We start from the raw sequence: 7991 nt of genomic DNA on the forward strand, positions 1-7991 counted from the left end.
GTTCATCCGATTGCCTTCGTCCAAGATGCAGATGCCGCCAGTGATCATCGCTGTGACAAGCGGTGACGCGTGATAGGCAATCTCGCCGCCTTGGCTGAGTACCGGGGTGATCAATAGGTCTTCGGGACGGGTGTCGGCAGTGCACTGGTAAATGTACAGCGGACGCCCTTGTGCCTTGGCCGCAGCGATCGCCAATTGAGTTTTGCCCACACCAGGCGAACCAATCAATCGAGGCGTTAGTGGAAGATCCGAATCGTCGACCGAAATCCAACACGCCAACAACTGCATCAAGACTTCTTGTTGACCGATCCATTGCCCGGCGGCTTCATAGGGATGCGACAGTTTCAAGCGAACGCCATCGATTTCGATATGTCCGGGCGCCGCTTGCTGAGTCGCCTCCGTCGTGGGGCGGTGTTTCTGACTTGGTTGCGAACCGCTCATCCTTGAACTCTCATTTTGTTCGTGTCAAAGCCATCGTGGGGTGACTTTTGTTGTTTTTCGGAGGTTGTCATGCGAGGTTTCAAATGGGGCAAATCGACTCTTTCCTCTTCAGTGTATTCACGCTCGTCGCCGGCATATTCCGCACCGGTTTTGGCGATACCGCCGTCGCCCAGTTCAGCTTGCTCGGCTTGTACTGCGGCCAAGATGGCCGTGATATAATTGTGAATCGAGTGGTCAGCAAAATGGTCTATTTTCCAGCGGCGCAAACCGTGGATAAACCCCCACCATCGATCGCGTCGTCTCATCAGCATATTCAGTCGCCCGAGCCGCCCTTTGCGGTCAATGTAAACTTCGCTGCCACAGTGGCGATAGCCGAGCAGCAGCGGGGGGACGCGAGTGACGATATCGTTGTTGTTAACAAAGCGAAAATGATCGAGCGCTACGTAGTTAACGTAACGGTTATCGCCGACCCGTGGGCTGCCGTAGGTATATAGTTGTTCGGGATTCGATGGAATATGCGAAAGAAAGCAGCGGCCTGAGCAAATGGTCGCCATTGCCCCACCGAGTGAATGGCCACAAAACCAAAGTGGTTGATCGTTACTCATCAACGCGGTTTCGATCATCGGCCACAGATCGTCGACTTCGCGTTTGAATCCGCGATGGACTTTGCCAATCGTCTCGGCGACCACTGACGCCGCATTGGCATCGGCTTGGATATCGTTCCATTCGTTCGGTTCGGTGCCCCGACACGCGATGACACAGTCGAAATCGTTACGAAAACGATACGCTTGCGAACCGTCGCGGTCGTAGAACGTCACATCGTCGAAGCCGGCGATCTTGGCGGCACGCCTCGCTTCGTCTTCGTCGTTGTACGAAATCATCGACAATTCGGCGAACAACAACGCTCGCTGCAAAAACGTCAAATCTCGAATCGGACCGCGGACCCGCGAATGGACGACAAACGCCACTTCGCCTGGGTCGCTGATCAGATTGTTGACGGTTTCTTCGATCATGATTGCAGTTCCCTTTCCTTGAGACGTGTGCTAATTCGAACGTGTGATTTCGTTCGGCTCAAGCGGTTCCCCTATTTTTGGGTGTCCGCCGTCGACGTCAATCTGTTGCGTCAGATGCCGACGCCAATTTTCGTCATCCTTGTGCGGGAAGTCCGAACGAAAGTGGACACCGCGTGACTCATTTCTGACCAACGCCGAGCGGACGACACACGACGCGACCAACAACATGTTTTGCAATTCCCAGCCTTCGACCGTATCAAATTGTCGCGACATGACGTAGGCCGCAAACGAGCGGATCGAATCTTCGGCTTCGCGCAGCCCTCCGGCGTCACGTTCGACCCCCGCCCATCGCCCCATCAAGCTTTTCAGTGAGACTCGCACGTCAGCAACATCAAACGATTCACGCTGCAAATGAATCGGGTGCTGAATCGGTAACGCTTCGAGCTTATTCACACTCTCGGCTGCCGCGCGCGAGGCAGCTTCGCCGGCATGAGCCCCATAGACCAAGCCTTCGAGCAAACTGTTGCTGGCCAGTCGGTTCGCGCCGTGCAGCCCGCTGCTGGTCGCTTCACCAGCGGCCCACAATCCCGGCAAACTCGTGCGGCCTTGGCGGTCCACCGTGACTCCGCCGATCATGTAGTGGGCGCCTGGGCGAACGGGAATGCGGTCGCTGGTGATGTCCAACCCAAACTTGGCACACGCTTCGGCGATCCCCGGAAACCGTTTGCGAACTTTGTCCGCGTCGAGATGGGCAAGGTCTAGATAGACACAGGGATGTTTGGTGGCGTTCATTTGCCGAATGATCGATTGGCTGACAATATCTCGTGGTGCCAATTCGGCCCGTGGATCGTACTCCAGCATGAATCGGTGCCCGGACGCATCGACCAAGTGCGCGCCCTCGCCCCGAATGGCCTCGGTGATCAGGGAACGCGATGAACCCGCGATGTACAGCACGGTGGGGTGAAATTGGATGAATTCCATGTCACGCAACTGCACGCCGGCGCGATAGGCAATCGCCAATCCGTCACCGGTGGCAACAGGCGGATTGGTGGATTCGCGATAAACTTGTCCCGCGCCACCGGTACAAAGGATCGTTTCTTTTGCCCACACCATCAACGGACGATTGTCGGGGCCGACGATGATCGCACCGCGGCAACGGCCTTCGTAGGTCAACAGGTCAACGGTAAAGGCGTTATCCCAGATGTCGACGTTGGGCAAGTTGCGAGTGCGGTCGATTACCGCCCGCATGATCTCGGCTCCAGTCGAATCGCCTTGCGCGTGCACAATCCGTTCGCGGCTGTGGCCTCCTTCGCGGCCGAGTGCTAAGATGCCATCGGCTTCGTCAAATCGCGTCCCCCAGCGAATCAATTCGTCGATCCTTCGCGGGCCTTCGCGAATCACCATGTCGACGGTGCCGCTATCGCAAAGATTTCCACCGGCATCCATCGTGTCGATGACATGGTCTTCGAAACGATCATCAGGATCGACAACTCCGGCGATACCACCCTGAGCATAATTGCTGTTGGATTCCCGCAGTTTGTCTTTGGTGACCACCAATACCGAGCGGTTGGACTCGACCGCATTCGCGGCTCGCAAACCGGCTAGACCACCCCCGATGATCAACACATCGGTAAACCGATGGAGTGATCTTCGCGTATCAAAGGGCATCAAATAACGGGGGGTCATCATGGACGTCGTCTCTCTCCGGTAGCTTCGCATATCGACATACCGCTGTTATAGCGGATACGCTGGTGAACCATGAGTACCGGTAGCGGTGCATTCGCAAACACAATGACGGCGATCGGCAACCCAAATCGATACGACGTGAAAAATCGAACCACATTGCCGGAAATGGTCAAACCGGCGTTTTCGACGCCGCGGCGATGCGGCGTATGATTAAGCTGAGAAAACAAAACTTCGATCCGATCACGTCAAAAAGACGTCTGAATCGCCTCGATTGCCCGACATCCGTCCGATCCGGACGCCCATAGCCAAAAATCATCCCCGTGCCTCCGGCGTTTCCCATCCCCCACCGCCGGAATTGCCGGCACTATCCGAGTTGGAATCACAATAAAAATCCATGAGTGAACTCAAACGAAGTTTGTTTGGCAGCCGTTCTCGCGGGCGTTCCAGCGAAGATGCTGTTGATGAACCCATTGATGAATCCGGCGAAGTGGATGCGGTGCTTGACGCTGAGAACTTGGAGACGCTCGACGCCTCGGACGCTCCAGGCCGGCGTGAAAAGGTCCGGCTGGGCAAACGATTGTTGTCAAAGAAAAACCGCAAACGCCGAAAGCGAAAGTTTAATCTGGCGGTTCTGCCCACCCTTTTGACGCTGGGCAACGCCGTCTGTGGGATGGCCGCGATTTCGGTGGCGATGAGCGACTCATTGGCACGTCAACCCGAAGAAAAACTGTTTGTCGCCGGAGTTTTAATTTTCATCGGGATGGTTTTCGACGCGCTCGATGGTTCGGCCGCCCGGCTGACTGGCCAGGAAAGTCGTTTCGGGGGCGAATTGGATAGTTTGTGTGACGCGATCACCTTTGGGACCGCTCCGGCGGTGATTGTGTGGCGAATCAGCGACGTTTTTCCGGAGAAGCTCAGCTGGACGATCGGCGTTCTGTTCACCCTTTGTGTGCTTATTCGCTTGGCTCGATTCAATGTCGAAACCGATGACGACGATCCGCATGATGGTTTCGAAGGACTGCCTAGCCCGGCGGCTGCCGGGACGATCGCTGCGTTTGCGATCGCGATGCCCGACTTGGCTTCGATTGCGACCGACCCGGTCTATCCCGAATTCGCTCACATTGTCGCCCAATACGCCCTGCTGTCGGCTCATTATGTGATTCCGTTTCTTGCGGTCGTGTTGGCGTATTTGATGACTTCTCGCTTCCAATACCCGCATGTGTTCCAGCAGTTGGTAAGTGGACGTTGGTCCACTCACCAGTTTGGTCAAGCGTTGTTTGCGATTGTGGGCGGCTTCCTGTTGCACTGGGTCGCCCTGCCGATCGCGTTCTGCTACTACGCATTTGGTCCTCCGGTCCGATCGCTGTGGGGCAGCAAGGCTGCATCGCCGGAACCGGCCACATTGGACGAATAGACGCAAGTCGACGCGCCGCTAACTCCTTTCGCGGAAACGACTTGCTGTGCTCGCGTGAGAAGGTCGTGGCGATCCAGGAGTGATGCCACCACGATGTTTTCGCACAAGATTTTTGATGCGAACTGCGGGGGGCCAATGCCATCTACTTTCGTAGTGGGACTCGCCAGAGTTCCAGGTGTTTCAACAGCAAAGATGGGAATTCTGGCGAATCCCACTACTTGAGCATCTCCAGTGGTTGCCAAAGTAGATGGCATTGGGCTATTGGCGTCGGTTCTGCGCGGAATGGATTGCCGCTTGGCGGAATTTGGGGGCATTTCGATCGTATTGAATGCGGCAGCAAAACCGTGGTGAAATGGTGAATTGACGGTTTTGCACTTCCTAGCGACTATCAATTTGTAATAGACGTGTAATAGATAGGTTCAAAATCGACTTTGGGGCTGTTTGCTGGATGGTCCTAAACGCTATCCTAATAACGACTTAACGGCCTCGCAGTCGCTGCAGTGTTCGAGTTGACACGCGGATGAAAACTGCGATGCTTCGAGGCAACGCGGGCGAAACGTAGGGTAAGCCAGCATTGATATTGAATCAGCATGACTGAGTTTTTCACAGGGTTTCAGGACCAATGAGCACTGTTTCGCCACCGAAGAAAACAAAAACGGCCGAGCCACACCGCAGCCGACTGTACGACAACTTGGTTCCGGTTTACCAAGGATTATGGCCTGCGGTTGCCAAGCGAAATATTCGCAGCGCGATTGCCGCGATGAACATTTCTGCGGGCACCGAGGTCCTCGAAGTGGGGGTCGGCACCGGATTGTCGCTCGACAGCTATCCGCACGACATTCGGCTTACCGGCGTGGATCTTTCCGAATCGATGCTCGCCGAGGCGGAACAACTGATCGAGCAGAAATCGTGGCAGCACATCAATGTCTTGCCGATGAACGCCGAGCGTTTGACGTTTCCCGACGCCAGCTTTGATGTGGTTACGTCGTTTCATACGATCAGTGTCGTCTCGAAACCGCGTTCGATGATGAGCGAGATGGTGCGAGTTTGCCGGCCAGGCGGAAAGATCTTGATGGTCAATCATTTCCGTAGCGAGAATTCGCTCATTGCGAAGGTCGTGGATTCTGCGGGCAACATCACTCGTCGGCTCGGTTGGCGAACCGATCTGGATCTTCAGGACGTTGTGGCAGGACTGCCGCTGAGGTTTGATCGTTGTTACAAACCGACCCCGCTTTCGTTTTTCACCATCATGCAAGCCACCGTGACCAAGTCCGATGAAGCGAGCGTATAGCGTCGTCGCATGTTGATCTTGGATTGGTGAGATGCAAACGCGATTGCAAACTTGCTTTTCAAAGGTGGCCGGTACACGAGTCACCTCTTCCGAGCGAAGCACGGGAGAGGTCGAACGGGCCCTCTAGGCCTCGTTCGGGTGAGGGACGACCGAGCAATCTCGCGTTCAAGCGTCTGCTTCGACAAATAGCGACGCGCGAGCGAGCCGGAGACAGCCCCGTCTGGATGTCGCTGAAGGCTCCATCCGACCTCCCCCTAAAGCAAAGCTTTGGGGAGGCGAAGTTGGTGTTGCGTGCAAGTGAGCCGGAGACGAGCCCTCACCCGAGCAATCGCTGAAGGCTCTGCTCGACCTCTCCCTAAACTTCGTTTGGGAGAGGTGCAGTTGGTGACGTGCCTAAGGCGCTTGCATCAGATAGGCGATCAAATCGGCGATGGCTTGTTTGTCCATTGCATCTTCGAATCCTTCGGGCATGATCGACAAACCGGTGTTCTTTAGTTCGTCGATGTCGATTCGCAGAACCGTGTCGGTAACATTGTCGCCTCGACGCAATGTCAAGCTCGTCGCCCCTTCGTCGATTATCATTCCCGATACAATTTCTCCATCGAGTGTCGAAACCACGTAGTTGATGTATTGTGGATTCACCTCGCGATTGGGATCGAGCACCGCGGTCAACACGGTTTCTTCTCCCCGTGATTTGATCGTCGCCAAGTTGGGGCCAATTTCGTGCCCCACCGATTCGACGCGGTGGCACGCGCTGCAGTGCTTTTTAAAGTGTTCGCGTCCGCGATCAGGATCGCTCTGCATCGTGAGCGCGTCGCGATACTTTGCCACGACCCGTTGCCGATCCGCAATGGACTCAGGGGATCGAACCGCCGTGGATGCGGTGACTCGTTGACGTGAACGCTCGTCACCGTTGGAATCCGCATTGCGTGCTCGCGCCGCAATTTGCTGTTCCAATTGCTGCTTAAACGTCGCTGCCGATTTACCGCCCATCGATTCGTTCTCGTTTAAGCGAACAAGCAATTTGTCGGCATCATCCCCAATCGACGTTTGCACCGATGCACGTATCCAGCGGTCGTTGGGGTTGCGGCTGAGGATGCGAGTTAAGCTGTTCACGCGAACGTCCCCTTTGGTATTCGCCAACGCAAATGCCAATTCGTATCGAACCTCGATCGATTCATCTTCGGTCATTTCAGAGAGCCGCTGCAAGATCGAGGGCGTGAGTTTAACTGAGTCGGTCAATCGCAATGCATGCCGACGCACTTGCGGATGAATGTCGTTCAACCCGCGATGCAGGATCGAGGCGTCCAGCGCGGTGAGTCCCTGCAGTGCATACAATGCATGCATTCGTCCCAGCGGCGATGGATTGTCTTGGACCAATGCCCGCAAAGGCTCGACTGCGGATGGATCTTGCCGTGTGTACAACAGTCGTGCAGCGGTTTCGCGATGCCATGCGTTTGCATGGGCGAGCAATTCAACGAGTTCGGGGGTACTTGAGTCGGCGAGACCTTGGAAACGACGGTGTCGGTAAGGCGTGGGAGCGATCCGATAGATTCGTCCGCGATCACGTCCCGAGGTCAAATCGAGATGCTTTTTGATCTGTTCGGGCAACGACAACGGATGCTCGATCACTTCGCGATAGACATCGATCACGTGCAGTGTTCCATCCGGTGCATTGGCAAATTGGGCCGGTCGGAACCAAATATCGGTCGAGGTGACGAATTCACTTTGATCATCCATTCGTTTTGCGACGAACTCTAATCCATTCTGATCAAGCCGTTTGCGATGAATCAAATTGCTGCCCACGTCGCCGACGAAGGCGTGGCCTTTCCATTGGGCGGGCCAAGCATCGCCACGATAGATCGTCACGCCGGTGGCGCCGGTGAAGTAACCCGCCGCGCGTCCGCCTCCTTCGACCACACCTTTGACAGCACCCGATACTCGCAACCGCGTTCGCACGATACGCCACGGTTCAACGGGACTGGTGCGAAACACTTCCGCTTGTGGACCATCCTCAGCGATTGAAATTCGCGATGGCGGCGGAACAACAAACGGATTTCTGGCGATGTCCGCATCTTCGTACATCACTTGTTGAATGTGATCACTGTTGGAGGAAACAAATTTTCGCCCCCAATCGTCGAATCCC

General features: G+C 55.5%; 6 protein-coding genes. 2 read left to right on the forward strand and 4 right to left on the reverse strand.

Annotated features, from left to right (window positions below; translation table 11 throughout):
• From RMSM_RS10770 to nadB, 3 genes are all read right to left on the reverse strand, one after another.
• Positions 1–441 (reverse strand): AAA family ATPase (locus tag RMSM_RS10770; RefSeq protein WP_008695269.1); only part of this gene is annotated, 441 nt, incomplete at its 3' end.
• A complete protein-coding gene (locus RMSM_RS10775) occupies positions 438–1454 on the reverse strand; it encodes a lipase family protein (RefSeq protein WP_008695272.1) in 1017 nt (338 codons plus the stop codon). The genes RMSM_RS10770 and RMSM_RS10775, both read right to left, overlap by 4 nt.
• A gap of 30 nt (positions 1455–1484) precedes the next feature.
• Positions 1485–3143 carry an L-aspartate oxidase gene (gene nadB / locus RMSM_RS10780; protein WP_040765562.1) on the reverse strand — a complete coding sequence of 553 codons (1659 nt, stop codon included), beginning with the start codon at positions 3141–3143 and terminating at the stop codon, positions 1485–1487.
• A 391-nt stretch (positions 3144–3534) separates the two neighbouring features.
• Here nadB and pssA point away from each other — a divergent pair, with 391 nt between their 5' ends.
• Positions 3535–4554, forward strand: a complete 1020-nt coding sequence (gene pssA / locus RMSM_RS10785) for a CDP-diacylglycerol--serine O-phosphatidyltransferase (RefSeq protein WP_008695277.1) — start codon at positions 3535–3537, stop codon at positions 4552–4554.
• A gap of 622 nt (positions 4555–5176) precedes the next feature.
• Complete coding sequence (locus tag RMSM_RS10790) at positions 5177–5845, forward strand: class I SAM-dependent methyltransferase (RefSeq protein ID WP_008695282.1); 669 nt, start codon at positions 5177–5179, stop codon at positions 5843–5845.
• A gap of 393 nt (positions 5846–6238) precedes the next feature.
• Here the strand turns inward: RMSM_RS10790 and RMSM_RS10795 are convergent.
• Positions 6239–7991 (reverse strand): PVC-type heme-binding CxxCH protein (locus RMSM_RS10795; RefSeq protein WP_040765564.1); only part of this gene is annotated, 1753 nt, incomplete at its 5' end.

The organism is Rhodopirellula maiorica SM1 (genome assembly GCF_000346295.1).
Classification (GTDB): domain Bacteria; phylum Planctomycetota; class Planctomycetia; order Pirellulales; family Pirellulaceae; genus Novipirellula; species Novipirellula maiorica.